This window comes from Caballeronia sordidicola (assembly GCF_002220365.1).
GTDB classification, from domain to species: domain Bacteria; phylum Pseudomonadota; class Gammaproteobacteria; order Burkholderiales; family Burkholderiaceae; genus Caballeronia; species Caballeronia sordidicola_C.
Genome location: NZ_MTHB01000143.1, coordinates 1 through 826 on the forward strand (window position 1 = coordinate 1; position 826 = coordinate 826).

1 protein-coding gene and 1 pseudogene are annotated in these 826 nt (G+C 61.7%); both read right to left on the reverse strand.

Translation table 11 applies throughout. The features are described 5' to 3' along the window. A partial coding sequence (locus tag BSU04_RS22230) for a cation-transporting P-type ATPase (protein ID WP_256983198.1) occupies positions 1-436 on the reverse strand: 436 nt, incomplete at its 3' end. A gap of 72 nt (positions 437-508) precedes the next feature. Further along, positions 509-826: pseudogene (locus BSU04_RS46540) on the reverse strand (DUF1269 domain-containing protein); the annotation flags it as partial.

An 826-nucleotide genomic window follows, 5' to 3' on the forward strand; every position in this document is an offset into this window, starting at 1 on the left:
CGCGACGGACTGCGGCGAGCAACGCAAGACGTGAGCGCAGCGCGTCAACAGTCGCTTGAGCCTGGCTCTCCTGAAAGAGGCCGAGCCCCGCGTTGAAGAGCAAGAGCAGCAGGACGATGCTCGCTCCAACATAGTCTTTCAGCGCCAGTTGCAAAACAATGGCGACTTCAAGCATCCACGGTACAGGCGCCCACAATTTCTTGGCCGCCATCCATAGGGGACGCTGGCGAACATCTGCGATCGCATTCGCGCCCTCGGTCTTCAGACGACGCTCGGCCTCATCAGTCGTGAGGCCAGATGGCGCTGCGGTGGTGGGAGTGTCCTGTCGACCCGGCGGCAGTACCGGGCGGTGCTCGTCGACCACCGCGCTCGAGTCATGTTCCGCTGAAGGACTGGAATTGTCGCCAGCGTGCGAGTGGGTCGACGACGGAATCATTAGATGCTCCATGGGTCCGAAAAGCGACTGCGGACTCTGTCAGGTCAGCGTGCCGGTACGGGTCGAGTTACATCAGAGGGCCGTTGTGGCAGGCACTTCGGTCGCAGGCATCGCGCCTTCGTGAAGGTCCAACCGTGCCGGCTTATGCGTTTGCAGGATTGCACGGGCGCGCGCCATCTCTTCGGCGGGGCCGTTCGCCATGACAATAAATCCATTGGCCTGCAGTGCGGTCTCGTAATGGATCACGTGATCCTTCGGAACGCCCGCATTGAAGAGCGCGGCACTCAGGGCACTGACACCGCCTACTACCACCGCGCCTTCGAGAGCGGATACCACGACGGATGCAAGATAGCCGACCACAACGACGGGTCCGATGATCGGCAACGTCAG